Origin of the sequence: Streptomyces griseochromogenes, assembly GCF_001542625.1 — a bacterium.
GTDB lineage: Bacteria > Actinomycetota > Actinomycetes > Streptomycetales > Streptomycetaceae > Streptomyces > Streptomyces griseochromogenes.
In genome coordinates, this window is record NZ_CP016279.1 from 9,431,355 (window position 1) to 9,457,337 (window position 25,983).

At 68.4% G+C, this 25,983-nt stretch carries 25 protein-coding genes; 16 read left to right on the plus strand and 9 right to left on the minus strand.

The genetic code is table 11. The annotated features are described in order from the left end of the window. The first annotated feature begins 113 nt into the window (after window positions 1-113). From AVL59_RS55340 to AVL59_RS41020, 4 genes are all read left to right on the plus strand, one after another. A complete protein-coding gene (locus AVL59_RS55340) occupies window positions 114-338 on the plus strand; it encodes a hypothetical protein (RefSeq protein ID WP_067314623.1) in 225 nt (74 codons plus the stop codon). Next, window positions 335-1,078, plus strand: a complete 744-nt coding sequence (locus AVL59_RS41005; RefSeq protein ID WP_099053210.1) for a GntR family transcriptional regulator — start codon at window positions 335-337, stop codon at window positions 1,076-1,078. Before AVL59_RS55340 ends, AVL59_RS41005 begins: the two co-directional genes overlap by 4 nt. Beyond that, window positions 1,075-1,377: a hypothetical protein gene (locus AVL59_RS41010; RefSeq protein ID WP_067314625.1), complete on the plus strand. Its 303-nt coding sequence runs from the start codon at window positions 1,075-1,077 to the stop codon at window positions 1,375-1,377. The genes AVL59_RS41005 and AVL59_RS41010 overlap by 4 nt, the downstream gene beginning before the upstream one ends. Window positions 1,378-2,372: 995 nt before the next feature. Further along, window positions 2,373-2,867 (plus strand): hypothetical protein, encoded by a 495-nt coding sequence (locus AVL59_RS41020; RefSeq protein WP_159400201.1) that lies wholly within the window; start codon window positions 2,373-2,375, stop codon window positions 2,865-2,867. A 2,251-nt stretch (window positions 2,868-5,118) separates the two neighbouring features. On the opposite strand, the gene AVL59_RS56800 is transcribed toward AVL59_RS41020, so the two are convergent. Together AVL59_RS56800 and AVL59_RS41025 are read right to left on the minus strand one after the other, a co-directional pair. Beyond that, complete coding sequence (locus AVL59_RS56800) at window positions 5,119-5,979, minus strand: DUF7019 family protein (protein WP_418361212.1); 861 nt, start codon at window positions 5,977-5,979, stop codon at window positions 5,119-5,121. Window positions 5,980-5,982: 3 nt separating this feature from the next. Continuing rightward, window positions 5,983-6,357: a hypothetical protein gene (locus tag AVL59_RS41025; RefSeq protein ID WP_159400202.1), complete on the minus strand. Its 375-nt coding sequence runs from the start codon at window positions 6,355-6,357 to the stop codon at window positions 5,983-5,985. 818 nt (window positions 6,358-7,175) lie between these two features. Here AVL59_RS41025 and AVL59_RS52860 point away from each other — a divergent pair. Next, window positions 7,176-8,144, plus strand: coding sequence for a helix-turn-helix domain-containing protein (locus AVL59_RS52860; protein ID WP_159400203.1), 969 nt, complete (start codon window positions 7,176-7,178; stop codon window positions 8,142-8,144). 1,748 nt (window positions 8,145-9,892) lie between these two features. Here the strand turns inward: AVL59_RS52860 and AVL59_RS41030 are convergent. Continuing rightward, window positions 9,893-10,357 carry an NUDIX hydrolase gene (locus AVL59_RS41030; RefSeq protein ID WP_067314632.1) on the minus strand — a complete coding sequence of 155 codons (465 nt, stop codon included), beginning with the start codon at window positions 10,355-10,357 and terminating at the stop codon, window positions 9,893-9,895. Between the two features lie 18 nt (window positions 10,358-10,375). Here AVL59_RS41030 and AVL59_RS41035 point away from each other — a divergent pair, with 18 nt between their 5' ends. The 11 genes from AVL59_RS41035 (at window position 10,376) to AVL59_RS41080 (ending at window position 17,686) form a co-directional block, all read left to right on the plus strand. Continuing rightward, window positions 10,376-11,155: a GntR family transcriptional regulator gene (locus tag AVL59_RS41035; RefSeq protein WP_067314633.1), complete on the plus strand. Its 780-nt coding sequence runs from the start codon at window positions 10,376-10,378 to the stop codon at window positions 11,153-11,155. 138 nt (window positions 11,156-11,293) lie between these two features. Further along, entirely contained in the window at window positions 11,294-11,650 is a 357-nt protein-coding gene (locus AVL59_RS41040; RefSeq protein WP_067314635.1) for an SCO3933 family regulatory protein, read from the plus strand. Between the two features lie 2 nt (window positions 11,651-11,652). Continuing rightward, window positions 11,653-13,008 (plus strand): FtsK/SpoIIIE domain-containing protein, encoded by a 1,356-nt coding sequence (locus AVL59_RS41045; RefSeq protein ID WP_067314637.1) that lies wholly within the window; start codon window positions 11,653-11,655, stop codon window positions 13,006-13,008. Between the two features lie 82 nt (window positions 13,009-13,090). Next, window positions 13,091-13,294: a hypothetical protein gene (locus tag AVL59_RS41050; RefSeq protein ID WP_067314638.1), complete on the plus strand. Its 204-nt coding sequence runs from the start codon at window positions 13,091-13,093 to the stop codon at window positions 13,292-13,294. Next, window positions 13,294-13,980, plus strand: coding sequence for a DUF2637 domain-containing protein (locus AVL59_RS41055; RefSeq protein WP_067314640.1), 687 nt, complete (start codon window positions 13,294-13,296; stop codon window positions 13,978-13,980). The genes AVL59_RS41050 and AVL59_RS41055 overlap by 1 nt, the downstream gene beginning before the upstream one ends. Before the next feature lie 20 nt (window positions 13,981-14,000). Then, window positions 14,001-14,192 (plus strand): mobile element transfer protein, encoded by a 192-nt coding sequence (locus AVL59_RS41060; protein WP_067314642.1) that lies wholly within the window; start codon window positions 14,001-14,003, stop codon window positions 14,190-14,192. 12 nt (window positions 14,193-14,204) lie between these two features. Further along, a complete protein-coding gene (locus tag AVL59_RS53395; RefSeq protein ID WP_099053213.1) occupies window positions 14,205-14,360 on the plus strand; it encodes a hypothetical protein in 156 nt (51 codons plus the stop codon). Between the two features lie 24 nt (window positions 14,361-14,384). Beyond that, window positions 14,385-14,702 (plus strand): SpdD-like protein, encoded by a 318-nt coding sequence (locus tag AVL59_RS41065; RefSeq protein ID WP_067314644.1) that lies wholly within the window; start codon window positions 14,385-14,387, stop codon window positions 14,700-14,702. Window positions 14,703-14,829: 127 nt separating this feature from the next. Then, on the plus strand, window positions 14,830-16,206 hold the full coding sequence (repSA, locus tag AVL59_RS41070; RefSeq protein WP_067314646.1) for a replication initiator protein RepSA: 1,377 nt from the start codon (window positions 14,830-14,832) through the stop codon (window positions 16,204-16,206). A 2-nt stretch (window positions 16,207-16,208) separates the two neighbouring features. Continuing rightward, window positions 16,209-16,406 carry a helix-turn-helix transcriptional regulator gene (locus AVL59_RS41075; protein WP_067314647.1) on the plus strand — a complete coding sequence of 66 codons (198 nt, stop codon included), beginning with the start codon at window positions 16,209-16,211 and terminating at the stop codon, window positions 16,404-16,406. After that, window positions 16,406-17,686: a tyrosine-type recombinase/integrase gene (locus tag AVL59_RS41080; protein WP_067314649.1), complete on the plus strand. Its 1,281-nt coding sequence runs from the start codon at window positions 16,406-16,408 to the stop codon at window positions 17,684-17,686. Before AVL59_RS41075 ends, AVL59_RS41080 begins: the two co-directional genes overlap by 1 nt. A gap of 213 nt (window positions 17,687-17,899) precedes the next feature. Here the strand turns inward: AVL59_RS41080 and AVL59_RS53800 are convergent, their stop codons facing one another. The 6 genes from AVL59_RS53800 to AVL59_RS41110 all read right to left on the minus strand — a co-directional run bounded on the left by AVL59_RS53800 (window position 17,900) and on the right by AVL59_RS41110 (window position 25,769). After that, window positions 17,900-18,214 (minus strand): S1 domain-containing protein, encoded by a 315-nt coding sequence (locus AVL59_RS53800; RefSeq protein ID WP_067314651.1) that lies wholly within the window; start codon window positions 18,212-18,214, stop codon window positions 17,900-17,902. Between the two features lie 40 nt (window positions 18,215-18,254). Next, window positions 18,255-19,022, minus strand: a complete 768-nt coding sequence (locus AVL59_RS41090; RefSeq protein WP_079147243.1) for a maleylpyruvate isomerase family mycothiol-dependent enzyme — start codon at window positions 19,020-19,022, stop codon at window positions 18,255-18,257. 81 nt (window positions 19,023-19,103) lie between these two features. Then, window positions 19,104-20,543: a Cys-Gln thioester bond-forming surface protein gene (locus AVL59_RS41095; protein ID WP_067314653.1), complete on the minus strand. Its 1,440-nt coding sequence runs from the start codon at window positions 20,541-20,543 to the stop codon at window positions 19,104-19,106. 387 nt (window positions 20,544-20,930) lie between these two features. Beyond that, a complete protein-coding gene (locus AVL59_RS41100) occupies window positions 20,931-21,404 on the minus strand; it encodes a single-stranded DNA-binding protein (RefSeq protein ID WP_067314654.1) in 474 nt (157 codons plus the stop codon). A 316-nt stretch (window positions 21,405-21,720) separates the two neighbouring features. Continuing rightward, the gene (locus tag AVL59_RS41105) at window positions 21,721-24,159 is read right to left on the minus strand and encodes a YfjP family GTPase (RefSeq protein ID WP_067318383.1); all 2,439 of its coding nucleotides are present in this window, start codon (window positions 24,157-24,159) and stop codon (window positions 21,721-21,723) included. Then, on the minus strand, window positions 24,156-25,769 hold the full coding sequence (locus AVL59_RS41110) for a dynamin family protein (RefSeq protein ID WP_067314656.1): 1,614 nt from the start codon (window positions 25,767-25,769) through the stop codon (window positions 24,156-24,158). Before AVL59_RS41110 ends, AVL59_RS41105 begins: the two co-directional genes overlap by 4 nt. Window positions 25,770-25,983: the final 214 nt, after the last annotated feature.

The window sequence follows — 25,983 nt, forward strand, 5'->3', positions numbered from 1 at the left end:
TGCGCGGAGTCCTCCCCGGTGTCCGCACCGATCGACCTGCCGGTTGTCTACGAGACGTGCGCCTGCCCGTGTCACTCGGCGTCCGACCAGTCCACGCCCGCGGAGGTGGCACGGTGATCGCCCGTGCACCCGGCGGTGCGCTTGCATCGAACGTCGAGATCACCGCGTCCACCGTGCAGCGCGGCGACTTCATCCAGCTCGGCGGCAGGGCGTGCCGGGTGAGGGACCTCGTCCAACTCCCCCAAGGGGCGAAGCAACTCCTCTTCGAGTCTGGCGAGTTGCTGACCATGCACGCACGAACCCGGCTTTCCGCCGTTCGAATGTTGAGAAGGCGGTGATCCGGTCCGTGCCCTCACGCCATCACGACATCGCCGACGATCTCCGACAGCAGATCACAACCGGTCCCATCAAGCCCGGCGAACGTCTTCCGTCCGAGGCCGACCTCGCCAGCCGCTACAAGGTCAGCACGGTGACACTGCGGAGCGCCCTCGCGCTCCTCCAAGGCGAAGGCCTCGTCGAGAAGATCCATGGCAAGGGGAACTTTGTTCGTCGCCCACCACGCAAGATCGTGTACGTCGGCGGATGGGGGACGCTGGACCCGTGGACCGCTGCTGAAGCGGCCCTGCGTGTCACCGTTCGCGCCGCCACGGTTCAAGCAGACAGCCATCTGGCCACTCTGCTCAGGGTGCCGGCGGGTAGCCCCCTCGCTGAGTTCTTCTGCGTCAGCCACGAGGAAGAGTCACCGCGCGGACTGGCCCGCATCTACATCCCGCGCGATCTGGTCCCGGCAGGAGTGCTGGACGACGAACCCTCGTGGCAGGAGACCGCCCTGCGATTTGCCGTTCTGGGCTCGCCGCCGGCAGCCGTCCGGGAGACGGTGTGTTCCCGCCCACCGACACCGGACGAAGTAGCGGCTCTCCGGATCGGCTCCTCCAAGGCAGTTCTCGCGATCACACGCGTCGCAACCGACACCACCGGGCGAGTGGTCGAGGCCGCCCTTCTGGCGTTCCCAGGGGATCGCGTCGACGCGGTCTTCACCACCCACCACGTGACCGCTGAGAGGCAGACGCAGGGATGACGGCACCGAACGAACTACGACTCCTTCCGTGGTCGGGGCCGGAGGGGAAGCCCTGCTACCTGAACACCGACGACAAGAGCGGCTACATGTCCCGCCTGGCGGACAACTTCGAATCGGTGCTGCTGGGAACGGCGGCCGAGCTGCTGGAGCAAGCCTCAGACGCCCTCGACGACCAGGACGTGGGCCCGGAAGACCTGCGCGGGTTAGCGAAGGAACTGACCAGGGCTTTGCGGGACGTGCTCCGCGTTGCGACCAGCCGTGGCCTCCTCCTAGCAGTGAGCGATCCGCATCGGCGCTGAAGCGGACGGCTGCGTATAGCGGCTGCTGGCAATGATCTTCCGTTCCCCTTTACAGAAAGGAACCCTGGCTCCTCTAGGGTCGGCCTGCTCAATGCGCGGCCTGACTTGCCGGTCTACTGATCACGGGTCTCGCTCACCAGCGGGACTGACGAAGCCCACGGCTCTGAACTGCTCAGATACCGTGGGCTTCTGTCGTTGTTGGTCGGTGTTGGGTGACCTCGGACGGCCCAGAGAAGGCCCAGGGCAGCACCGCTTCGCAAGATGTCATCGAAACAGCTCCGGGACGGGGCAGATCTCCAGTGGCTCGCCTGGCTGGTCGGTCCAACCCCACCAGACATGCTGATCGGTACACCGCCACAGCGTCCGGTAGCGGGCCCAGTTTCGGACTCGCCCGTCGTTGCCGTCAGCGTTACCGTCAATGCCGTCACTGCCGTCGGCGGGAACGGCGTCCGACCACCGCATTAGGAGCGAGGTGGGGCGAGTACGGCTCTGACCTGCGAAACGTCCACATGGGCGGACGGGGCATCAGCCACCCGCCGACCACTGCTGTTCCCCGTGGCTCCCCGCTGGATCTGGCACGGGTGTGGCACGGGGAACTATGCGTCGCCCTACGCAGGTCGGTCGGTTGGGGTCACATCGGCCACCCTGTGACCGTAAAAGAACTCTGCCGGGTGGGTGCCGTTGCTCTCCTTCACGGCTGTACTCACAGGCCTTGTGCCCGAGTGTTTTGCTGCCGCACCACGGCGGAAACGAGAACGAGAATCACGATGACGGTGACCAAGTCGGTCGCGGCCGTGATCGCCCCCTCGCCGGCCACAATGCAGAGGAGTACGGCCGCCGGGCAGAGCGCAGACGGAGAGAGTCCAAAGGTAGGCTGAAGACGGTTCATCTGGTTCCTCGCAGACGTGATGAGCTAGGCGGTCCCTGTTGACCCAGGGGCCGCCCCGTTGGTTAACTCCAGCCTGATCTAGCCCGGTTGGCGAACTGTCAGCAAAATGCTGACATCGATCTGCAACCATGCCGCTATGGACGCTTCCACTGAAGTCCGTTTGCGCAACCTCCTCGTTGCCCTGGCTGATCAAGCGTTGGACGTGGCCACGAGTGCCGTGATGCTGGCCGACCCCATCGAGGGCCCCTTACACGGCCTCCGCTACATGAGCGAGATCAAGAGACGTTTCGAGAGTTTGGAGTGCCTTGTTGTCGCAGCACTCCGCCACAGCGGCGTCTCGTGGGACGTGATTGCCAGTCGGTCTGGCGTGACACGTCAGTCCTTGCATCGGCGGTTGAGCAGTTCCGTCGACGATGAAGTCGAGTTTTCACAGAGGCACCCAGACATGAATGAAGCAGACATCTTCCGCAACCTGGGCATATTGGCTGCCGCCATCCAGTCCTATCAGGCACGCCTACCCGACCTCTTGGACGAGGGTGTATTTGTCGCCGACGAGCGTAGACATCGGCCCGGATGGTGGTGGCCCGAACGCGACAAGTAGGTCGGTGGAGCCATCACTGGCAAGTCAAGTTGCTCCACCGGTCTGCCTCTCGATGCGAACTATGGGCACGGTGGTCGCTGAGGTCTGCCGGGCACGTCAGACGGTCGCTCAGGGCCAGCGGCGGTCGCGGCTGGTCGCGATGGTTGCTGTACTTCGCTGCTGTACAGCCACCGGCTTTGCTGGCCGACCACCGCTTTAGGAGCGAGGTTGGGCGATCGCTGACGTGACCTGTGGATTCCCTGCGTTGGCCAGAGTAGGCCGAGGGCACCCCTGTGGTCCCCCGGTTCCCCGTGAGTCCCCGTCCGTTCTGGCACGAGAGTGGCACGCGAGGGGCCGTCTGCTCCTGACAAGTGGATCACCTCGCCCAGGTGTCAGGAGCTGTGCCGACGGCCCCCACCACGGCTCCGGGGTGGGGCGTTATGGGGAGTTGGCTGCGCCTTCGCCAGGCGGGGGTGGGCTCTCGGTTGGGGCATCCAGTTGGGTTCTGTCGAGGAGTCTTATGTACAGCTCGACGCGATCTGGGCCATCCGGGAGCTGCCCTATCTCCTCCGTTATGCAGTGATGCAGTGCCCGCCGCTCGATCTCCGTCCGCCGGATGCGCTCTTCAGTCCAGCGGTCCCTGACTCTGCCATGGTGATCTACCCACCAGGTCCGGCACTCCTTGAGCATCAAGGGCAGCAACCCCACCGCCGCGAGCAGGACGATGACCCACCATGGGGCTCCGCTCGCTGCTGCGCCGACTGAGCTAGTGGCGCCAATCAACGGCGACGTGAGGGATGAAGCCATGATTGCTTCCTTTCGTGCCTCGCGCAGCGGGCGTGGCGGTAGTTGGCCGGAACGCCTGCAGGCATCGACGAATCAGAGATTCCGGGCATGAAAAAGGCCCGAGCGAGTCGCTCGGGCCCTAGAGGAGGGGTCCCTGTGTCATCTCCAGATCCGCCTGGGCAGCAAAAAGGCCGCTCCGGCGCTTCGGAACGGCCTGCACCGCGTACCACGCGACCAGCGTTGGGGACTATCTGCGCACGCTGTGGCGGATTCTCAAGAATCTGGGGCGGGTTGGCGTCTCCGTGGAATCTCGGGCATCGGAGGTGTCTCGCCAGGGCTGATGAGCTCCCGGGTCCATTCGTCCCGGTGCGCCTTTGGAAGCTCTGTCAGGTCGTACCGGATCTGCCCTCGTCCAGACCCGTAGGTAGTGATGCGACCCTCATGAGCCCAGCGTCGGAGTGTGCTGGCGGGCCGGCCAGTCCAGTAGGCGGCGGCCTCTGGATCGATGAGAACCATGCAGCCGTCCCTTATCTGGGTTCAGGCTCTTTAGGCATGCAGGTAACACGAGGATGACAGACGTTACGCTCGCCCAGGTCAGAGATGCAAGGGGTTGCATAGATCGTTGTCGACGGATCGACGGAGCGACCTGGTCGGAGCCCCTTGGCGCCGACCAGGTCCTGCCCCCGGCCGTCTGCTCACGTGGACCTAGTTTGGAAGATCGCGTACGTGGGCGGCGCGTGACCTGCAGTTCCCCTGACCTGCGCCTTCACGTCGGTAGGTCTGTGACTCCCCGTTGTTCCCCGACGAACTCCGTCCCGTAGGGCATGCGTAGGGCACGCCTACAGCCTGGTCGTGACCCAGGGGGCGATCAGGATGATCAACGTCATGACCTCCCTGATGAGTGCGAGCACCCGCGTTGCGGTCTCCGTCCGGGATTTAGCTTGATCGGGCTTGGCGTCACTCGCTGTTGTGACCCGCCGTACCCGCCAACACATTGCATTGCAATGCCTTGATGGGTACGGTGTAGCTACACAGTTGGGGGACTTTGTAGCGTCACAGAGGGCGACTTGCGACTGTGATGTCTCGACGCCACACACGTCGACTCCTTCTGGGCATAAGGCCGTAGCCGTGCAGCATGATCCGGCAAAGATGAATGCTGCGCGGCTTTTGGCGTGCTTGTGGTGCAACTAGCCCAGAACCGTAGCGCGTTGACACCCCAGACGCCTCGGGGACGTGGCGGGCAAGGCATGAAAGTGACTGTGCTCACAGTCTGGCACGCCCACGCTTCGCCTAACCCACCACTCTCCCCGGCTCCCATCCCGTACGCCGTCGCCCCACGCGCTTTCCAACTGTGGTGGTGGGCTCTGGAGCGGCGAACGGGGCCGTTCACCTGCGTTCACGAGCGGCCGGTCGTGAAAGCGGCTACCGGCTTCGGTCCCGTCTGAACGCCGGTGAACGGCGCTGGATGAGACGGAAACTGAGACGGTCAGCTGGCACTGCGACGACGGCTTCCGCGCAGAGACAGCAGTCTGCGGGGTCGTCTGCCCGCCGCGCGGCGTAGCTCCGCGTATCGGGTCACTGAGTCTGGACTCGCAGTCCGCACCCACACAGGGGCCCCGATCAAAATGCGGTCTGCGCCCCGTCTGTTGTCGCGGAAGTCCCAACGGCTCTGAGTCAACTCGACATCGGTGTAGATCTGAGCGAACCACTCACAGTCGTGAGCGTGTGCGAGAGTGAGCCCGCGGGTCCAAGGTTCCTCATGATCGGTCCCAGGGTGCTCACTACCTTGATTCAGAGCCATGTGCAGCGCCTCAACGGAAAGCGATTCAGGATCGTCCCACTGAGACGTGTTCCGAGTGCCACGGCTCTCCAGCAGCTCCGCAATAGCATACCAAGCAGAGGAGAACCAGCCGGCTGCCGGGGCGTCTGAAGGTCGAAAGGGGTGGCCAGGGAAGCTGTCCAGGCTACCGAAGAGGACTAGATCGACTTGTCGGCCTTGGATACTACTTGTTCTGACATGGAGTACTGCGCCCTTGTCTCGCTCCGGCCCACCGATGAACCGCGCGATGTGAACCTGACCGACGCCTTTGGCGAAGCGAGCGGGAGGCGGTGAGCTGAAAGCGGAGACGGCCTGGTCCCCGATCGCCCTTTCGATTTTGCGAGCCTTTTCGCGGCGGGTGAGACCCGCCCGCTCTCGGTTTCCAACCTCTGCCCCGACGCCTTGCGGGGCAGCCTTAAGGGTCCAGCTCAGCTGACTGTCCCAGGTGACGCCGTTGTCGGACGCGATCTCGTCGACGCGGCGCTCTGACCAGTACAGGTAACTACCGGCGTCGGCTTCCCTCACCACTACTTACACTTCTCCGATCAAATGATTGCCGTGGATCTTGGCGGCTCGCTTCCAGCCACACGCCGAGCATCGCTCCAGGTAGGCGTACGGAGACGCGTCCATGGCATCGATCTCCGGCATGACTTTGAAGTTTTGCCGGTTGTGTACTCGTCCGCAGGGCACATCAGCCGAGTGATACACCGTCAGTTCAGGGCCGGGCGTGATGCGCACGAGACAGGGAAGCCTCGCGCTGGCATCTCCCAGCTGACTGATCTCTCGATCGATCTCCGAGAGCTCAGAGTTGAGGGCACGCTGCAGTTTCTGAATCCTCTTGTTGTGGTCGTCCAGGATCTTGAGCTTGCGGAGCCGAAGTGCCTGCACTCGGTCAGCGAACGACACGCCTCCCCCTAAGAGGTGCTAAGCGAGATGAATACTTCTTAGTAGCTAGATGTCGGTCGCGTCCCCCGGTCGACCGCCTTTGAGGGAACTTTGGTGGTTCCACGGCGCCGCTAGGCTGGAGTGTGCTAAACGCGAGCGTCGGCCGAACGCCGTTGCTGGGGCTCTCAGCTTGGGAAGCTCGGGTGCCCTAGGGGCAGTTGGGCTTCTGATCTGCGGGGGAGCGGGCTGGCGCCCCTCGACGCTGGCGGCTCGTTGCCCGCCGTTCCCCGTGACTCCCCGCCCAACCTGGCACGGATGTGGCACGGCCCAAGCTGAGCGCTGGATGGGCCAGTGCTTGGCCGTTTCGGAGCGTGTGAGTTCGGTTCTCCGGGCTTAGGCATGGCTCTACCAGTGCCGCAGAGGAACGGGCGTGGCCTGGGGGCGTCGCCTGGGACCTCTGTCACTGACGGTCACCGTTGGCCACTGTTGTGCGGCCTTGGACGGCCCAGAGACGGACCGAAACCCCAGACAGCGCCCTCAGCCTCCTCCAGCGCCTTCTGGACCAGGTTGTTCGCGTGGGCCGAACTTCCCTTGAGGAGCTTCGCGTAGAAGCGATAGAGCACGGCCAGCACACCGTCGACGCTACCTTGAGATCGGACAGGTCTGGGACGACTCGGCTCCCACGTGCCTCCGACCAGTGCGAACGTCTGGATCGTCGCAGGTCCTTATGCCTGATAACTGCTGGACGTCCCGGACAAAAAGTCTGGTTCGGTGGACAGGGATGCCTCCTCGTTGTCACGCTCTTCCTGTTCCACGGAAGCAGGTTTACGACTTTATAGATGCCTGGCGAGGGGGTATCGGTGCAGCGATATGGGATGCAAGATCGAAATGCGAGGATCGGCCCTTTACAGTCCTGGCTGATTCGGGAAAAGTATCGCGCTGGCCTCAGTTTCGGAGAACTTGCCGCGTTGACATTTATCTCGAAATCTTCGCTGCATCGCGCCACGCAAGGGTTCGAAATGCCTAGTCGGCAAGTCTTCGAAGCATTCGTTCGAGGTTGCGGATCGGACCTCAATACTGCCGATGAGGAATGGCGGAAGGCCGAATCGGTAAACTCCTTGTTTGGCTTCGCGACAATGTCGATTCATCCCGATGACGTTGCCACTCACAACGAGTTGCGTAGCGCTCTGGGGCGCCTCATGAAGCGGAAAGGGTTGACTTTGCGGCAGATCGAAAAGATGGCTGAGCAGCGGAGCGTCAAGCTCCGCAGAAGCACGCTCGGTGATGCTCTCAGTGGGCGTCAGAATTTCAGCCGTAGTTCAACTAGCGAGCTTGCGCGCACCTGCGGTGAGGCGGAGAGTTCGGTCCAAGCATGGGATGAGGCATGGGAGCGCGCTGAGCGTGATAGAAGAAGTAGAAACGGTCATTTGGGTGGGATGCATAGACTGCCAGCGGGTGCCAGGCAGTACGTTGAACTCGGTATTGAAGAGATATTTCAGGTCTGCGAGCGATACAACATCCCGAGCGCAGAGATAGATATGTACATTCGCGGGCGAGTTGAGCTCAGACGTATCTCGAATTCGCGAACTTTCTGGGGTGATCCTCCCGAGTCGTGGAGGGTTTCTGTGTCGAACCCTGCCAATGACGTATCGGGTCGAATTGAAGAGGCTCTGAGGGGGGTTCTGGTGAAGAGGCTTTCCTTTCCCTTGGACTGGTCGCTGTTGCGTGGACTCACGAGTTCCGTTCTTCACGCGCTGGGGAAAGATGCAGACGCCGATGGAGTCAGCGGCGTGGAAATGACTAAATGAGCAGCCCGTTTCTTCTGGCGTGGACTGATAGTGCCGGCTGTAGGGGGGCGGCACTGACCCGTGGGTAATCGGTACCCGTCGCAGTGTGCAACGGCGACCAACCTTCCCTACAGGCCGTGTAGTTGGCCAGGCCAGGGGCTCTCAAGGTCCGTATCATGAGTCACGCTCGCTAGTTCTTCCTCTTGAGCGCTGCGTACCCCGTTGTCGATCTGTATGCAGCGGGTGGCAGCTTGCTTTGACAGTTCCGTCAAAGCAACACTGGAAGAACAGGAGGGGCGTGTGGTGGAAGGCCCGATCGAGCGGAAACCGCGCAGGAGTTGGACTTGGCTCGAAAGGTGGCAAGTCGCACTAGCTGCGGCAGGTCTGCTGGTGGCGGTCATCGCCACGGTGGGGCAGTTCGTCCATTAGGACGTCCACCTACGAACCCGTCGCGATCGGGAGCTGCGTGCGCAGCGAGCCCGGTCTCGTGAAGCGCGACCGGGCTCGTGAACTGCGCGGAGGGCCTAGCTCTGGCAGGAGCTGGGCCCTCTGTTTGCTTGTTAAGGCTCATTGCCAAGCAAAGAGAACAGTACAGCGGCGGGAGGCTGAAAGCCATGGTGCGTCGTTGAGCAGGCCTTTTAGGAAGAGCGGATGCCTGTTCTCGCATTGCTGATCTGCCAGTCCGCCATGTGCCCGGAAGGCGCTACACGCAGAGCCGGCCGCCTGCGTGAAGGGGCTCAGATCGACGGGCTCAGCACGTCGATGAGCCATGTGTGAGCCGTGCACTCCCGGACGATTGTTGCATCGGCGCCCGACCTGGTAGTTCCCGGGTCATGCTCAGCGGTCTCGCAAACCGTCGTGGCGCGAGTCACCGTGGGTTCAAATCCCACACCCACCACGCAGGTTGAAGGCCCCTGACCAGGAACATCGGTCGGGGGCCTTCGTCATGCTCGGGGCCCGTGGGTGACCGCGATTCCCCGTGAGTTCCCGGTCCATCGGGCACGCGGGGGGCACGGTCAGTCTTCGGCGGGACTGGGTGCCGTGAGGTCGACCCAAATCCACGGCTTGCGATCCCAGTCGCGCACCTTGCCTATGACTAGGTCGACGGTCGCTCCCACTGGCGGCAGATCCTGCACGAGTCGCTTCACTCCCGGCTCGCTTCCGCGACGAATCGTGTCCAACGAAGCTCCCACAGGTTCGTATCCGTTTAGCTCCGCCATGAGGCCCCATGGCTCGTGACTGGTGATCGTTGCTTGGACTGTCTCGCCTTGTCGAGGCTCGCTGAGGGGGCGTCTCGGTTCATCTGCCATTGCGGCATCCTCCTCCTCAACCCACCACTCTCCCCAGCTTCCATCCCGTCCGCCGTCGACCCACACCGCTGTGGAGCGGGCGTGGTTCATGGCGTCCAGGTGGAGCGCGCCACTGTACGAACGACCTGGACGCCATGGGCCGCGTCTGCTCGGCTCTGCCTGGGTCGACGGTGGACGGGATGGAAGCCCACCACGCTCGCTACGATGTGCCCGCGGCCGGGAACGGCGCCCCCTTCCACCCGGTGCCGGCCGATCCCCCGCCGGAGGCATCGTCTGTGACCATGGGCCGCGAACGTGTCGGGTGCTCGCCTCATGCCCTCCGGGCCTATCCACAGTGGGCGGGCGTCGGCGCAGCCGGGGCGGAGCGGGCCGAAGGCAGGAGCGGCGCCCCGAGCGGAGCCGGGAAGCCCGCCCGGCGGAGCGGAGCGCAGCCGGGTGCTTGATGAAGGAGAGAAGGTTTTATCCCGCTGGGATGAGGCGCTTGCCGTCGTGGCTGCGTACGTGGGGGCCGTTGCTGTCCAAGGCATCCAGGAGCCTGACAGCGAAGACCTCGGACATGCGCTCGCTGACTTCCTCGGGTGTGAGCCAAGAGACGGCGGTGGACTCGCCTGAGGTGCGTTCGGTGCCGCCGGAGGGCTTGCAGCGGAAGACCAGAGCCACGATGCCGCGGGTCACGTTCTTGTAGACGCCGGTCAGTTCGTCAACCTCGACCTGGATGCCTGTCTCCTCCAGAACCTCGCGGGCCACGCCGGCTTCGGGGGTCTCGTTGAGTTCGAGGATGCCGCCGGGGAGTTCCCAGGTGCCGTTGTCGGCTCGGCGGATCGCCAGGAGGCGGCCGTCCTCGCGCACCACTACTCCGGCCACGGATACGGAGTGGAGGGGAGACGGCGTCGCTTCCTGTGCTTGACTCATGTAGAGGAGCATAGGAGGCAGAGAAGGACTATGGGAACTGCGGCTGGAGGGGTCGGATCCGGGCCTCGGTATGTGCAGATCGCGGACGAGATCGTGCAGCAGATCCGGGCGGGGGTTCTCAAACCCGGGGACATGGTGCCGAGTGAGTCTGAGCTGGTGGATCGCTATGGCGTGTCCGGGGGAACGATCCGGAAGGCCATGGTCGAGGTACGGGCGAGTGGGCTGGTCGAGACCCGGCACGGCAAGGGCTCGATCGTGAAGAACCGGCCTCCAGTGCGGCACCGCTCTTCCGATCGCTTCCGGCGCTCGCTCCGGCAGGGTGGGCAGGCGGCCTACCTAGCGGAGTCCGCACAGTCCGGTGCGGCTGCCAAGGTCAGCGTTCTCTACATCGGGCCCATGGAGGCGCCTGAGGATACCGCCCAGCGACTGGGTGTCCCCGTCGGCGCACAGGTGCTTGCTCGCCGGCGTCTCTACTTCCGTAACGGCACACCGGTCGAGACCGCGACGTCGTACCTGCCCTGGGACGTCGTGAAGGAGATCCCGGAGCTGTTCTCCGAGAACCCCGGAGGCGGTGGCATCTATGCCCGACTCGAAGACCACGGGCATGAGTTCGCGGAGTTCGTCGAGACGTTGCAGGCACGGCCGGCCTCGAAGGCAGAGGCTTCGGAACTGGCGCTCAGCCCCGGTGCACCGGTGGTTCACCTGATCCGGGAAGCTCGTACGACCGCGGGCCTCGTGGTCGAGGTGTGCGACACGCTCATGGCCGCTGACCAGTTCGTTTTCGAGTATCGGATCCCTGCCGCCGACTGACGCCCGCTCAACTCCCCGCAACCCGTCGCGAGTTCTTCTTCGCGGCGGGTTGACTCATGTACAGGAGTGGTGCACTCTTCTTCATGTCACTCATGTACATGAGTGGCGAAGTTCAGCATCTATAGAGGAGTGATCTCTGTGCGTCAGATCCCCGTCGACACCTCCAGTGCGGTTGTGATGGTCGCCAAGTCTCCGCAGGTCAAGGTCCGTGACCGTCGTACCGGCGAGATCGCCACCGACACTGAGAGCGGGGCGAAGCTGATGACCGTCGACGTGATGTTCGCGGCGAACGAGGAGGTGGAGATCCTCTCCATCACCGTCCCGGAGCCCGGGATCACCGGCGAGCTGTCTATGGGCACGCCGGTCGCCCTCACCGGCCTGATCGCCCGGCCCTGGGAGAACGACTTCAACGGCCAGAAGCGGCACGGCATCGCGTTCCGCGCCGTTGCGGTCACCTCGCTCGCCGGCGCCGCCGCAGGGCCCAAGGCGGCCTGATCATGACCGGTTTCACGGTCTCCCTAGTGCTGGTCGCCGTCGCCGTGGGTCTCCTGCGGTGGCGGCGCCCCGCCTGGTACTGGCTGACCTTCGGGGTCACCCTGGCCGTGGTGCGGGTGCTGGTCCGGTACGGCTCCGTCATGGATGCGTGCGGATTAACCGTGCCGCCCGCGCGGTGGCGGCTCGCTCTCGCCCGTGCCACCAACCGGCCGATACCGGGGCCCCGTCCCCCGCGCGTCCTGCGGCTGCGGCCCACTCGCACCGGCCTGGTCCTGCGGCTCAAGCTCCGTCCCGGACAGGACGCCTTCGACATCGCCGCCGCCTCGGACCGGCTCCGGCACTCGTTCTCGATGTACGGCGTGACTTCGCGGGAGCTGCGCTCCGGTGTCGTAGAGGTGCGAATGACCGGCTACGACGTACTCAAGCGGGTGCAGATGCCGACTGAGACCGAAACCCGGCTGATGCGGGTACCGGTCGCCCTGCGGCAGGACGGCTCGGTGCACTACCGCGACTACCGCGCGATACCCCACGCCCTCACCCTCGGCGCCACGGAGTCCGGCAAATCCGTCTACCAGCGCAACCTGGTCGCCGGACTCGCCCCGATGGATGTCGCCCTCGTTGGCATCGACTGCAAGCAGGGCGTTGAACTGTTCCCGTTGGCCCGCCGGTTCTCCGCGCTGGCCGACGATCCCGACACCGCAGCAGAAGTGCTCGACGCGCTCGTGGTCCGGATGGAATGCATCTATCAGGTCATCCGGGCTCAGCAACGGATCACCGCCGACGTGCCGGACGCGGAGATCGCCGCCGACATCTGGGACCTGCCCGATCACCTGCGTCCGGTCCCGGTCGTGGTCCTGGTCGACGAGGTCGCCGAACTCGCCCTGTACGCCAACAAGGAGGAGGAGAAGCGCCGGGACCGCATCATCACCGCCCTGGTCCGCCTAGCCCAGCTCGGCCGCGCGGCCGGCATCTACCTCGAAATCTGCGGACAGCGCTTCGGCTCCGAACTCGGCAAGGGCATCACCATGCTCCGCGCCCAGCTCACCGCCCGTACTGCCCACCGCGTCAACGACGAGACATCCGCCAACATGGCCTTCGGCGACATCGCACCGGACGCCGTCCTCGCCGCCATCCAGATCCCGGCCGAGATGCGGGGGCTCGCCATCTCGGGCGACTCCTCCGGAGGGTGGCACCGCATCCGTGCCCCGCACACCTCGCTCCGCCAGGCCGTGAACATCTGTAACCGGCACGCCGACCGGACCCCGCACCTGCCCGAGCTGGCTCCGTTCCGGCCGGTCCTCTCCGCCTCCGCCGTCGCTCCCGTGTCGCTGGCCAAGGCTTCCTCGGCCACCGTCTGAGCCCTCGGATCCCACCGGTCGGCGCGACCGCCTTCGCGCCAGGTCCCTACCCCCGCCATGCCCAGAGAAGGGAGATCCCGCCGTGTGCCCGAACTGCGAGGACTTCGCCCGGACCGTGCTCCTGCTCGGCCAACTCGCCTTGTACGCCGACACGGCCGACGCCGACCTCGACTTCGTGGAAGCCGTCAGCGCGTCCCTGGCCGTCTCGCTGCCCGAGCCGCCGCCCAGCACGTTCCCGTCCGGCTACGACCCTGACGGCGGCCCCACCTACCCCGGCGACTCCTGATGGGTTCCCGTCACGGCCTCCGCGTCGACGCGGTCCTGGTTCAGGCCGTCATCGCCGGTGCCCTGTCCTTCGCCCACCTGCACGACCTGGCCTCCGCTTCCGGACAGAACGGCTGGAAGGCGTGGGCCTACCCGGTCAGCGTCGACCTGCTCCTGGTCGCCGCCTGGCGGCGATTGCGCAGTGACGGGCCGTCCCGGCTCGCCTGGTGCTGGTTCCTCGTCGCGCTGTTCGCTTCGCTCGGCGCCAACGTCGCCACCGCCGGATTCCTCGACCTGACCGACCCGCCCGCTCTGCTCCGCCTCGGCATCGCTGGATGGCCCGCGGTCGCCTTCCTCGGCGGCACGCTCCTCGCGCACTCGTCGGCCGCGGAGTTGGGGCCGGCCCCGTCAGCACCCGTTGCGGACACGTCGCACGACGAGCCTTCGGCCGAGCAGCCGGTACCGGACGCCGAACCCGCTTCGGTGACGGAAACCGTGCCCGAACCCGGCGTAGTCCCTGTTTCCTCCGCTCCGGCTCCCGTCCCAACCCTGGCTCCTTCGGTTCCCGCCGTACTGGTCGACCACGCCCGCAAGGTCGCCGACGAGTACCGCACCCGTACCGGATCCCCGATCGACACCGACACCCTGCGCTCCCGCCTCGGCGTACCACCCCACCTCGCCGACGCCATCGCCGCCCACCTCACCTGACCAGGAAGGAGACACCCGCGATGCCCGCCCGCGACAACTTCCACTCCCTGATGCGGATCGGCCCCGTGCAGATCGGCACGCACCGAGACCGCAACGGCCGGACCATGCACGCCGCCGTCTGCACCGCCGACCGCTGCGGCTGGTCCGCCGACTACTCCAGCCAGACCGCCGCCCAGCTCGCCGCCCGCACCCACCGCTGCACGGTCCGCTAGGAGACACAACCCATGGACGTCCCTCTCTGGTTCGCCCTGCTGGTCGTCGGCTACCTCGGCGTCAAGCTCATCCGCCCGCCCTGGTGGCTCATCGCCGTCCTGCTTCTCGGCGGCTACCTCCTCGCCGACAGCGTTCTGGCCCCCGTCATCAACACCGCCGTCAAGTAACCCGCTGCGAAAGGAGATCCGCTCATGTTCCGGCCCAAGCTCCCGACCATGCCGCAGCCCACTGGCCTGGCCACCCCGCCCGCCGTCGTCGAGCCGACCACCATGACCCGGAGCACCCCGGTCCCGCCGCCGGCACCCGTCACCCCCGCCTCGTCCCGGCCGGTCGTCCAGCTCACCCCCGGCACCGCCCTCGCCCTCGTCGGCGGCGGCACGGCCGTCGTCCTGGTCTTCGGCGCCGTCCTGGTCTCCCTGCTCCTGGCGGTCGCCATCACCGGCGCCTCGGTCGCCGTCTGCGCGGTCGTCCTGCGCTCCCTGCTGGTCTCCAACGCCAAGCGCCGCTGACCGGCCCCCGGGCGGCCTCGATACCGCCAAGCATCCGCCGCCCGGGCGCCGTCCCTGTCCGATCTCGCAACCGGAAGGAACACCCAGCACGGCCCACCGCGCCTCATCCGCAACACCGAGGGCGCCCATGCCAGACACGCTGCTCGACCCGATCACCCTCGGGGACGTGCTCCGAGTGGCCTCGGCCTCCGACTACGCCCGCTGGGAAGACCAGATCCGCCGCACCGGCGGCTGCTCCGACCCGATCCACCTCACCGGCTGGGTCCTCCACAAGGACAAGACCACCGGCGAGCCCCTGCACCACTACTCCACCGAGAAGGAGCCGGGCGGACGTCTCCGCCTCGCCTGCGGGAACCGCCGGGCCTCCCGCTGCCCCTCCTGCGCCTGGACCTACGCGGGCGACACCTACCACCTGATCCGCGCCGGCCTGGCCGGTGACGACCGCCGCGACATCCCCGCCACCGTCCGCGATCACCCGCGCGTCTTCGCCACCCTCACGGCCCCCTCGTTCGGCCCGGTCCACAACCGCCCCGACCACGGCACCTGCCGCTGCGGAACCACGCACGCGCCCGACGCTCCGGAACTGGGCACTGCCCTCGACCCGGACACCTACGACTACGCGGGCTCCGTGCTGTTCAACAACCACGCCGGACAGCTCTGGCAGCGCTTCACCACCCGACTCCGTCGCGAACTCGCCGCCCGCGCCGGCCTGCCCCGCCGGGAACTCGCCGAACACCTCCGCGTCTCGTACGGCAAGGTCGCCGAGTTCCAGAAGCGTGGCGCCCTGCACTTCCATGCCGTCATACGCCTCGACGGCCAGCAGGGACCTGGCACACCGCCGCCGGCCTGGGCCACGGCCGGCCTCCTCACGGACGCGATACGCGCCGCTGCGGCGCACTCGTACACATCGGTCTCGGCCCCGGCTGCCGGTGACGAGCCCACCCGCACGTTCCGGTGGGGCCGACAGCTCGACGTCCGCCCGGTCAAGGCCTTCGGCGACGGCTCCGACATCACCGAACAAGCCGTCGCCTCGTACGTGGCCAAGTACGCGACCAAGGCCGCAGAGAACACCGGCACCCTGGACCGCCGCATCGGCGAACTCTCCGAACTCAACCGCCACCAGGTCCCCGACCACACCCGTCGGCTCATCACCGCGTGCCGCGACCTGGACACCCTGTACCCGGACCGGCGCCTCTGGGCCTGGGCCCACATGCTCGGCTTCCGCGGACACTTCTCGTCCAAGTCGCGCACCTACTCCACCACCCTCGGCGCCCTCCGCCAGGAACGCGCCGACTACCGCGCCGCCCAGGAAGCCTCCGCCCTCGGCCTCGACGACCGCGAGCCGGACACAGTCCTCGTCCTGGCGGACTGGCAGTACGCCGGCCACGGCCACACCCCGGGCGAAGCCGCCCTCGCCACAACCATCGCGCGCAGCCTCCAGACCAACCGCGAGACCGCCCGCGACGCCCTGCGTAACCAGCTCGACACTGAAAGGGAGTGCTGACCATGGCCGCAGAACTTCCGAACCGGTTCCTGACCCCTGAGGACCTGGTCGAGATGTTCGAACTCCCCAGCGTCGAGACGGTCTACCAGTGGCGCCGCAAGCACACCGGTCCGCGCGGCTTCCGTGTCGGCCGGCACCTCCGCTTCGACCCGACCGACGTGCGGGCCTGGGTGGACACCCAGCTCGGGGAGGCCGCCTGATGGCCGGGCACGTCCAAGACCGCTGGTACAGGACCGAGGTCGGCGCGAACGGCAAGCCGCACAGGGTCAAAACCGAACGTCACGGCACGGGCATGCGCTACCGGGCCCGGTACATCGGCCCGGACGGCACAGAGAAGGCCAAGAGCTTCCCTGACAAGCAAAAGAGGTTGGCCGACCAGTGGCTGTCCAACATCGAAGCCGACATGGCGCGCGGGCAGTACATCGACCCGCGAGCGGCCCGGACAACGTTCCGGGAGTACACGGACCGCTGGCTCGCCTCGCTCACGACCGATCTGACCAGCCGGGCTGCCGTCGAGGGTCGGCTGCGCTTACACGCTCTGCCCTACCTCGGCACCCGCCCCATCGGCTCGTTCCAGCCTGAGCACATCCGCGAGTGGAACCGCCAGTTGGAAGACGCCGTGGCGTCAGCCCAATATCGGCGCCTCATCTTCGACGCGGTCTCCTCCGTGCTCAACGCGGCCGTAGATGACCGTCTGCTGGCCTCGAACCCCTGCCGGGCCCGATCAGTCAAGGCTCCCCGTCCTACGCCGACACGCGTGCATCCGTGGTCCGCTGAGCATGTCTTCGGCGTACGGGCCGGTCTCCCCGAGCGCTACCGGGCCATGGTCGACCTCGGCGCCGGATGCGGGCTGCGACAGGGCGAGATCTTCGGCCTTGCCGTCGACAACATCGGGGATCTCGGCTGGCTGTACGTCCGCCAGCAGGTGAAGAAGGTTCGCGGCACACTCGTCTACGCCCCGCCCAAGCGCGGCAAGCTCCGTGACATCCCGCTCGACCCGGAAGTGTCTGCCGCTCTCCGCGAGCACCTGGAGCGCTTCCCGCCCATTGAAGTGACCTTGCCCTGGCTGACCCCGACCGGCCCCAAGGTCACACACCGGCTCGTCTTCACGAGCAGCATCGGTGCCGCCATCTGGAGCCAGGGGTTCAACGACCAGGCGTGGAAGCCCGCGCTGGCATCCGCCGGCATCATCCCCACCCCGGAGAAGGGACAGCGCTACGCGGCGGCCCGCGAACACGGCATACACGCCCTCCGCCACTTCTACGCCTCGGTCCTCCTGGACGCCGGAGAGAACATCAAGGCCCTGAGCCTCTACCTCGGCCACAGCGACCCGGGATTCACCCTCCGCGTCTATACGCACCTCATGCCGTCCAGCGAGACGCGGACCCGGAAGGCCATCTCCGCGATGTACCGGGCCGCCGGTCACGCTCATGACGGCCCGAAGACGGGCGACGGCCCAGAGACGGCCCAAGCCGCCTGACACGGCCCCTCATTGGCGAAGAAACCGCTGGTGAGGGGCCTTTTCGTGCCCTCTCGCGGTAAGTAACACCCCATCTTGCCCGACGGCCAGCCTTGGGTGTTAACCCGTTTGGTTGGGGGGCTCTGACCTGGGGCTTCGCCGCCGGTGCAGGTGGCCCGTCCGTTGCTGGCGGGCGCCGTCGGCCGGCCTCGGGCGGTCTCCGCCCGGGAACGATCACTCGTCGGCCTCCCGCCACTCGTCGAGCCGGATCCTCACCTGGTGATTGTGGGCGTGCCAGAAGACCTCACCGCTGACGCGGGCCCCGAGGGCCGGCAGGTCCGTCCCCAGCGGCATGGCCGTGATCTCCGCCAGCCCCACGGCGTCCGGGAAACCCTCTATACGTATGAAGACCCCGAAGGGCTGACGGCCGATGATCTCCCCGGTGATCCGGGCCCCCACGGGCAGAGCCGCGACGGTGGCCGCCCAGCTCCGGCGGACCACGTCCGCGTCCCGCACTTCGGCGCTCGTGGGCCAGGCGTACTCGTCCATCACCGGATCATCATGCCGTGACGCTTCACGGGCTGCCGCCTCAGCCGACCCGGCCCCAGCCCGGGGAGGGCGGCTGCGGCCAGACGGGCCGGCGCGGCAGGGCTGTCGGTGGCCGGTCGGACACCAGCCCGGCGGCGGAGGTCCGGCCGCTGAGCCAGCCGAGCAGCGTGTGTCCGGGACCGGCGATGGCGGGGCCTTCCGTGCCGACCTGCCAGGACCGGCCGAGATCGACCGCTTCGACCGAGGAGGCGGCGAAGCCCTGGGCCTTGAACGCGGAGAGCGTGTCGTCGAGTGCCCACGAGACGTACGCGGTCGGCCAGTCCGCCGTGCGGTAGCCGACGCCCAGGTCCAGGTGATGGGTCTCCAGTTCCCGCAGACACCGCCGGAGGGTGAACCAGGCGGGGTGCCGCCAGCCCGCCAGGGCCGCGACCATGCTCTGCCACGCCGCCGCGGGCATGTCCCGCGCCTCCGCCGCGAACCGCTCCAGGCAGCCGCGTACCTCGGCGACGAGTTCGGCGGCGGGCAACGCGGCGGTCTCCTCGGTCGCCCGAGCCATGGCGGCCGCGTCTGTGCGCGGCCCCGGCTCGGCGCCCGTGCGGGCCAGGCGCAGCAGCCACACATAGGCGTCGGCGCTGTGGGCCACATGGGCGAGCACATGGCCACGTGTCCAGCGCTCGAGCCGTGAGGGTGCTCGCAGTTCGGTGTCGGTCCGGTCGGTGACGGCCCTGGTGAGCCGACCGCTGGACCGGACGATGTCATCGATCAGGCCATGGATGTCGGCCGTGCTCATCGCAGCGGCACTGGTCATGCGCACTCCCGAGTCTCGCGGTGATTCGCCCGTGCGCGCGGCACAGGCCCTGCCGGCCGGGCCGGACCCGTCTCCCGAAGGTCACTCGCCGGGCTGCGTCTCCTTGCGGCGCAGTACCACCAGCACCGCACCGCCGATCACCACCAGCCCGATGGCCACTCCCGCGATCAGGGGTGTGATCGCGGAGCCGCCCGTGGCGGCGAGGTCGGTGTCGGTCGTGGTGGTGTCTCCGCCCACCGTGGCGGGGCTGGGCCCGCTGAGGGTCTGGGTGGTCTTCGTGGTGAGCGTGCCCTGGGTCCTGCAGTCGAGGACGCCCGTGAAACGCCGGCTGAAGCCGTTCGGACCGGTGATCGTGAAGTCGTAGGCCTGGTCCTCCTGGAGCGGGACCGTCACCGTGCGGGAGGCCCCGGCGGGGATGGTGTGCTCGGCCCCCATCAGCTGGAAGGTGAAGGGCTGGTCGCCCTTGTTGGTCGCGGTGACGTCCACACCCCCCTCGGCGCAGTTCTTACGGGCCGACACGGCCGGTATGGCGCCCTTGGCCGCCCAGGTGGCGCCCGCGGTCGCCGAGACCGTCGACTCGCTGGAGCCGGCCAGGATCTGGGTCTGGCTGCGGCTCTCGGAGGCGAAGGCCCGGCCCACCGGCACGGTGGTCGACGCCTGCACGGTCAGCTGGGCCGAACCTCCCCCGGTGCCGAAAGCCTGGGAGGTGCCACCGGAGGCGTCTTCCGGGACGGCGAAGTACAGCCGGCTGCCGTCCTTCGCCGAGGTGATCACCTTGCCGGTCTTGTCGATGATCCGCACGCCGCTGGTGGCCGCGTCCGCGGGCGGGACCACCGTGACGCCGGTCGCGTTGGTGTGCACGGTCACCGGCCCGAGCCGCTCACCGGGGCGGCCGGAGACCTCGGGCGGGTCCAGGGTCAGCGAGGCCTGCGGCTCGACGCCGACGCGGGCGCTCTTCTCCAGGTAGTCGGCGAGCTTCTCGGCCTGTGGGTCCACTGCGTCGACCTTGGCACCGTCCGAGTAGCGCCAGATGGCCACCTGGGTACCGGCCGCCGCGTCCTGCTCGGTCAGCCCGCTCACCCGGGCCCGTCGGGCGAGCGCGGCGAGATCGTTGACCTGGGGGTAGGAGTTCTGCAGGATCCAGCGGATCCGGCCCGCGTCCTTGTTGGCGCCCAGCGAGGTGGAGCTCCAGGACGTCTCCTGGTAGCGGGCGTCGCGCTGGGTGGGGTTGTGGAGGTCGACGCAGTACGTCTGCAGGGTGCCGCCGCCGTCCACGGACATCTCGAACAGGCCCGCGGCCACCCGCTGGTCGCCGCCGTCCTCGTGGATCACGGCCTCGCCGTAGGTCTTCAGGCCGTTGATGGTGGCCGTCGCGCCGCCCTGCGACTGTGGTCTCTCGTCGGCCACGGCCGTGCCGGCGCCGGACAGCACGCCGGCCGTCACCAGGCCGGAGACCAGCGTCACGGCGCCGAAGCGGGCCGTCGTGACGGACCGAGGAAACCCAGAGAACGCAGCAAGCACAGAATTCCCCTTCGAGCAGGACCCGTTGGACGTGGGGGACGGTCCCACCAGCAGAATCGGCAGCCCCGAGGGCCACGCCCGGCATCCTATGGATCACGCGGACCCCGCCCGGCCGGTCAGATCGTCTGATGGGCTATCCGATCCGGAATCGTTATCGCCGGGACCGGACACGAGCTGCGGTTATCGACAAATCCACCGATCGGGTCGGGGCGTTGGGGGTGTTGGGGGCGTTCGGACCGCATACGTCGATAAGCCGCAGATCGCTGAGCGCACGTCATGGATCGCAGGTCACGGATCGGCGATCGAGGATCGCCGATCAGAGATGGCGCCGGCGGTGCCGGCGTAGCTGGTGGTGTTGACGGTTCAGGTGACATCGCACCTGTGACGTCATGTCACCGCCGCTGGTTCCGGGTGCTGTTGTGCCTGCTCGCCGTCCGGTGTGCCGACGGGCGGTGTCTCCCAGACGGGCTCCGGGCGTGCCGTCGCCGCCTGAGCCTCCGGCTTGGCCGCCCGGCGGAAGAGCGCCGTGCCCCGCGCCAGGTCATGGCCGACGGCCACCGCGTCGATGTCGGCCGACGCCCAGCTCTGCTGCCCCTCGCGCACCTCCGTGCGCACCTTCAGCCGGCCCTGCACGACCACGGGCTGCCCCACCTCCACCGACGCCGCCACGTTCACGGCGAGCTGACGGTTGGCCCACACCGTGAAGAAGTTGGTGTGCCCGTCCGTCCAGGCGCTCTTCTCCCGGTCCCAGTAGCGCGAGGTCACCGCCAGCCGGAATCGCGCCGACGGGCCGGCCGCCAGCTCCCGGTACACCGGCGGCGTCGCCACGTTGCCCACCACACAGACCACGGTCTCGTTCATCGCGAACCCCTCCCTCGCCCGGCCGCCCCTCACGGCGGTGCGGACACGCGTACGGGCCCTTCCCGTACGGCTGCGTCTGCCGTGCCCGGCGCACACATCCCGTGTGCGCGGTCGCACGTCACGCCGATCGCGGACGCCGCTCGCCCTCGCTTCTCGCCGGGCGTGCGACGCGATCGCCGTGTCATCAGACTGCCTCCGCCGGGCTGGGCCCGCTGAGCGCTGTGGACGGCCACCCACCTGTGGAAAACCCCGCCACCCCATCGAGTGACCCGTGTCCCTCCGCTTCCCTCTCACCCACCCCGTCCTCCGGCCTGCCTCACCCCACCCCGGCCTTGGCCCCGGACCGCGCCACCCGCCCGTACTGTTCGCGCACCTCCCGGTAGCGCAGCAGCTCCGCCGCCAGTGGATCGAGCACCCGGGCCCGGCCGCAGCCCGCGGCCGCCTCCCGCAGCCGTCTTTCGGCGTCCATGCCGTACCGCCGCGCCGGACCTCTGGCCGCCATCCGGCAGGCCCACTCGACCAGCGGCCCGCCGACGATCCCGCACACCATCAGCAGGACCGGCACCCCGAGGTTGGGCGCCATGACGCCGGCGATCTGGCCCGCCAGCCACGCACCGCCCACGATCTGCAGCAGGGTCATGGCCGCCTGGACCAGCACGGCGACCGGCCACCACCCCGGCCTGGGCGGCCGCCCCGGTGGCAGTCCGGCGCGCGCCGCCAGCTCGTCCAGCGCCTCGGACAGGCCCTGGGAGCCGCGTGCGGACGCCTCGCGCACCGCCTGTGCCCACGGCGCGGGCAGACCGGCCGAGGCCCGGTCGGTCACCGTACGGACCGCCTGCTCGACCCGCTGGCGGGCCGTGGTCTCCTCGTCGGCCTGTGCGCGCACCGGGAGCCGGCCGGTCGTGTGTTCGCCGCGGCCCTGGTACCAGCGCCACAGCCGCAGCCAGGGGGTACCGCAGGCACGGTTGGCGTTGCGCAGCCAGGCGCGTTCTGCGGCCTCGCCGGCCGCGGTGGCGCCCACGGCGTCCGCGAGCCGGTCGGCGAACTCCTCCCGTGCCTCCTCGCTGAGGCCGACGCGCCGGCCGGTGGCGTAGGAGGGCCGCAGGCGGTCCGCCGCGGCGTCCAGGTCGGCCGCGACCCGGCGGGCCGCCGCGCCGCGCTCCGCCACGAAATCGCCCAGTGACTCGCGCAGTTCGGCGACGCCGTCGCCGGTGAGCGCGGACAGCGCGAGCACGGTGGCGCCCGGTTCGCCGTACTCGCCGAGCGCCACGCCGTCCTCGTCCAGCAGCCGGCGCAGATCGTCGAGGACCTGGTCGGCGGCCTCTCCGGGCAGCCGGTCGATCTGGTTGAGGACGATGAACATGACCTCGGCGTGGCCTGCCAAGGGCCGCAGATAGCGCTCGTGGAGGACGGCGTCGGCGTACTTCTCCGGGTCGACCACCCAGATGACCGCGTCGACCAGCTTCAGGATCCGGTCGACGTGTTCGCGGTGCTGGACCGCCGCCGAGTCGTGGTCGGGCAGGTCGATCAGGACGAGCCCGTGCAGTTGCGCCTCGCTCTCCGGGCTCTGTACGGGCCGCCGGCGCAGTCGGCCGGGGATGCCGAGCCGGTCGATGAGGCCCGCCGCGCCGTCGCTCCAGCTGCAGGCGATCGGGGCCGCGGTGGTCGGGCGCCGTACGCCGGTCTCCGAAATGGGCGTTCCGGCGAGCGAGTTGAACAACTGCGACTTTCCGCTGCCGGTGGCACCCGCGATGGCGACGACGGTGTGCTGCCCGGAGAGCTTGCGCCGGGCGGCCGCCTCGTCCAGGACACGGCCCGCCTCGGCGAGGGTGCTGCTGTCCAGGCGGTTACGGGAGAGGCCGACGAGTTCGCGCAGGGCGTCCAGGCGGGAGCGGAGGGGGCCGTCGTAGGCCAGCCGTGCCGGGATGCGGCTGCTGCCCGGAGCGCGCGCGGGCTTGTCGAGTGCGGAGGCGCCCCCTTCGGCCAGGGCGGCCGCGGTGTTCTCGGTCACCCGCCGGGCGATGAGACCGTCGTCCCAGACCTCGACGAGGTCGGCGTCGTCGTCCTGGCCGAGGCCGACCGGCCCGCCGCCGGCGGCCTTCTCCGCGTCCGCGGCCTTCCCCGCGTCCCCGGTCTTCCTCGGGATCCCGGCGTTGCCGGAGTCCCCGGCCTTTCCGTTGGTCCTGCCGGTTCCCCTGACCCCGGCGGTTCCGCCGGCCGCGGCCGGCGCTCCCCTGGCCCCGGCGGCCCCGGTGTTCCCGGCCGTCCCGCCGTCCTTGGTTCGTGCGCGCGAACCGTTCCTCGCGTCGGCGTCACCGGCGGGGGCCGCCACGCGCGCGTGGCGCTCCCGGTCCGGGCTGTCCACCCGCTCCTTGGGCACACGCGCGTGCCGCTCCCTGCCCGCGCCGTCCACGCGCTCCTCGGGCACACGCGCGTGCCGCCCGCCGTCCCTCTGCGTGTCCCGGTCCTGCGGCCGGGTGTCGGCACCGGTCTCGGCGGCACGTTCCGGGGAGGAGCCCGTTCCGGGAAGGGCGTCGCCGGAGCCGCCGTCCACCGGCCGGCGGAGGTCACCGGCCTCTCCCTCCCCTTGGGGCCGTCCGTTGACGCGGTCCGTGGACCCGGACTCCGCTGCCTTGGAGCCATCGCCCTGCTCGCTGTGTCCCATGGGGTTCCGGGGATTCAGTTGGTTCAGATGATTCAGGTGATCCATGTGATCGGTGTGGTCCGTGTGGTCGTGGTCGGCGACGGCGGTCACGGGCACCTCTCCTTCTGCAGTACGGACAGCGCGGCAATGATTTCGGCCTGGGGGTCGGCATTGACGTCCAGCGCGTCGAGCGGGGCGAGGCGCCGTTCACGCTCGCGGTGCATGACGCGGTCGACGTGTTCGGTCAGCAGGCGCCCGGCCCGGTCACGCAGCCGCAGCGCGCCGTGGGGGCCGATCCGCTGGGCGAGCCCTTCGCCCGCGTTGCGTGCCCGACGCCCGCCCAGCAGCACGGTGGCGACCAAGGCGGCGACGGCCTCGGAGTCGGGGGCGCCGTTGCGGTCGAATTCCCGCACCTCGTCCTCGGCGTACTCCTCCAGCTCCCGGCGCCAGCGCCGTACCGCGAGCCCGATGCGGTGCTCGGCGTTCTCCATGGAGGGATCCCGCCCGGCGAGCGCGGGAGCGTCCGCGGCGGGCTCGCGCCGCCACGCCTCGTCGATGCGCTCGTCGGCGGCGGTGACGGAGCACACCAGCAGCGAGGCGAGGCTCTCCACGAGCGCGTCCAGCAGTTCGCCCGCGGTGCAGTCGAGCGGGAAGGCCCGCCATCGCTTGAGAGCGTCCCCGGCGAGTACGGCCCCGGACTTCAGCCGGCCACGCACGCGCTCGTCCTCGCTGTCGTACGCCCCGTCGATGGCCGAGGTGAGCCGGAGCGCGGCCGCGTACTGGGCGGCCGCGGCCCCGGCCAGCTCGGGCAGGCGCGATTTCAGCGAGTCGAGGAGGCCGTGCGCCGTACGGGCCAGGACCTGCTGGCGGTCCCCCGAGTCCTGGACGTGATGCACGAGCCAGGTCCGCAGGGCTGCCACGGCGCTGGCCGGCAGCAGGCCGCCGCCCCAGGCCGACTCGGGCAGCTCGGGCACGGTGAAGCGGGGTACGTCGCCGAGCCCGGCCTTGGTGAGCAGGGCGCCGTAATGCCGGGACACCTCCGAGACGACCTGGTGCGGCACGCGGTCGAGGACGCTCACCAGGGTGGCGTCGTACTCCTTGGCGGTGCGCAACAGGTGCCAGGGGATGGCGTCGGCGTAGCGGGCCGCCGTGGTGACCATGACCCAGACGTCGGCTGCGCAGATCAGCCGGGCGGCCAGGACACGGTTCTCGGCGATCAGCGAGTCGATGTCGGGGGCGTCGAGCAGGGCGAGCCCGCGCGGGAGCGTGTCGGCGGTCACGACGCGCAGCGCGCGCGGGGAGTCCTCGCCGGAGACCAGGAGATCGTCTCCCGCGTCCTGGTCGGGGGCCCACACGCGGGTGAGGTCGGGCAGCACGCGCAGACCGCTGAACCAGTGATGGTCCTCCGGATGGCACACCAGGACAGGTGTGCGGGTCGTCGGCCGCAGCACACCCGCCTCGCTGACCCGCCGTCCCACGAGGGAATTCACCAGGGTCGACTTGCCGGCCCCGGTGGACCCGCCGACGACGGCGAGCAGGGGCGCAGCGGGCTCCCGCAGCCGGGGCACCAGATAGTCGTCGAGCTGGGCGAGCAGCTCGTCGCGGTTGGCACGCGCGCGTGGGGCCCCGGCCAGGGGCAGCGGAAAGCGTGCGGCTGCGACGCGGTCGCGCAGTTCGGAGAGTGCGTCGAGCAGCTGAGGCCGTACGTCCAAGGTCACCACATGCGAAGAATGCCCAATTTTAGGGGAATTCTGAAGCATATGGACATCTCAGCGCGCCGATGGAACACAACGGGCGTAAGGGACGACTGGGACGCGGGCACAGTCCAGGCATAACGAGTGCACAACACCCTGTGCCTCGGGCGCCAAAAGCGGTGCGCGATTCGCACCTGCCTGCGATTATCAGGACCGCTTCACCGAACCTCCACATCGAGCC

Coding starts and splice junctions, on each gene's coding strand:
- AVL59_RS41010 (WP_067314625.1), top strand. CDS start 1,075: ATGACGGCACCGAACGAACTACGACTCCTTCCGTGGTCGGGGCCGGAG.
- AVL59_RS41020 (WP_159400201.1), top strand. CDS start 2,373: ATGCTGACATCGATCTGCAACCATGCCGCTATGGACGCTTCCACTGAA.
- AVL59_RS52860 (WP_159400203.1), top strand. CDS start 7,176: ATGCCTGGCGAGGGGGTATCGGTGCAGCGATATGGGATGCAAGATCGA.
- AVL59_RS41030 (WP_067314632.1), bottom strand. CDS start 10,357: ATGCTCCTCTACATGAGTCAAGCACAGGAAGCGACGCCGTCTCCCCTC.
- AVL59_RS41035 (WP_067314633.1), top strand. CDS start 10,376: ATGGGAACTGCGGCTGGAGGGGTCGGATCCGGGCCTCGGTATGTGCAG.
- AVL59_RS41045 (WP_067314637.1), top strand. CDS start 11,653: ATGACCGGTTTCACGGTCTCCCTAGTGCTGGTCGCCGTCGCCGTGGGT.
- AVL59_RS41055 (WP_067314640.1), top strand. CDS start 13,294: ATGGGTTCCCGTCACGGCCTCCGCGTCGACGCGGTCCTGGTTCAGGCC.
- AVL59_RS41060 (WP_067314642.1), top strand. CDS start 14,001: ATGCCCGCCCGCGACAACTTCCACTCCCTGATGCGGATCGGCCCCGTG.
- AVL59_RS53395 (WP_099053213.1), top strand. CDS start 14,205: ATGGACGTCCCTCTCTGGTTCGCCCTGCTGGTCGTCGGCTACCTCGGC.
- AVL59_RS41065 (WP_067314644.1), top strand. CDS start 14,385: ATGTTCCGGCCCAAGCTCCCGACCATGCCGCAGCCCACTGGCCTGGCC.
- repSA (WP_067314646.1), top strand. CDS start 14,830: ATGCCAGACACGCTGCTCGACCCGATCACCCTCGGGGACGTGCTCCGA.
- AVL59_RS41075 (WP_067314647.1), top strand. CDS start 16,209: ATGGCCGCAGAACTTCCGAACCGGTTCCTGACCCCTGAGGACCTGGTC.
- AVL59_RS41080 (WP_067314649.1), top strand. CDS start 16,406: ATGGCCGGGCACGTCCAAGACCGCTGGTACAGGACCGAGGTCGGCGCG.
- AVL59_RS53800 (WP_067314651.1), bottom strand. CDS start 18,214: ATGGACGAGTACGCCTGGCCCACGAGCGCCGAAGTGCGGGACGCGGAC.
- AVL59_RS41090 (WP_079147243.1), bottom strand. CDS start 19,022: ATGACCAGTGCCGCTGCGATGAGCACGGCCGACATCCATGGCCTGATC.
- AVL59_RS41100 (WP_067314654.1), bottom strand. CDS start 21,404: ATGAACGAGACCGTGGTCTGTGTGGTGGGCAACGTGGCGACGCCGCCG.